Source organism: Pseudoalteromonas fuliginea, assembly GCF_000690055.1.
Taxonomy (GTDB): Bacteria; Pseudomonadota; Gammaproteobacteria; order Enterobacterales; family Alteromonadaceae; genus Pseudoalteromonas; species Pseudoalteromonas fuliginea.
The window spans coordinates 1-934 of record NZ_JJNZ01000143.1 but is presented as its reverse complement, the minus strand read 5'-3'; the positions used below and the strand labels follow the sequence as shown (position 1 = coordinate 934).

Annotated in this window: 1 protein-coding gene; it reads right to left on the bottom strand. The window is 42.4% G+C overall.

The window, feature by feature from the left end; genetic code table 11:
• On the bottom strand, nucleotides 1-934 hold a 934-nt coding region (locus tag DC53_RS00365), incomplete at both ends, for a tetratricopeptide repeat protein (protein ID WP_033032376.1).

Genomic DNA, 934 nt, shown 5'->3' with positions numbered 1-934 from the left:
TTGTTACCACTTCTAATTAATGCCATACCGTTTGCATAATGCAGCGGCGCAGAGGTAGCTACTGCCTTTAAACCATTATTAAGCACGCTTTGCATTTTTTCTGTTTGGCCAAGTCGGTAATAAATGTCGGCTAAATTCACATAGCTTGCATCAAAGTAAGGGTCAACGCTAATGCCTTTTTGTAACGACTTTATAGCGCCGTTTATATCTTGTTTATTAAGCGCGAGCATACTTTGATTTATACTCCCTTCACCACGCCATGTATTTACGTTATTAGCATGTGCCAGCTCTATAATGGATTCATTAAGCCCTGTGAGTTGGCTCTGCATTTGACTTAGGTTTTGCGCTGCAGCAACACGCACCGACTTTAATTTGTCGGTTAATAGTTGTTTGTAGCTTTTTAAGCGCTCTGCTTCGGGCAGTAAAAAACCTACTTTAGCAATCGCCAAGCGAATAAGCGGAAGAGGCGAATTAACCCAGCTTTTTACTGTGTCATCGTTAAGCTCAGCTCCTGAATTGCCTAAATAAGCAATTGCACTGGCGCGGTCTATTTCGTTTAACGACAAGTCATTAATCAAGCGCATATGTGCATTTTTCGATATGGTTTTTAATGAGCGTAATTCAAGCATACTGTGCTCGCTTGCACTTAATTCAGGCGGTTTACCATGCCATTTTTCAAGCGTGCTTGCTGCCCATTCGTTTGTTTGACCGTCGTGGCATTGCACACACGCATTGGGTGTATCGTATTTTATTGATATATTAGGTCGCGGAATTTTAAAGCTATGGTCGCGCCTGTCATCAACGCCCATGTACCTAGTTGTGGGCATATGGCAATTAACACATTGCGCACCGGTTGATTGTTCTTTATGACGATGATGCTCGGGCTTGTTGTATTCACTAGCACTATGGCATTGTAAACACAGCCCATTCGTTT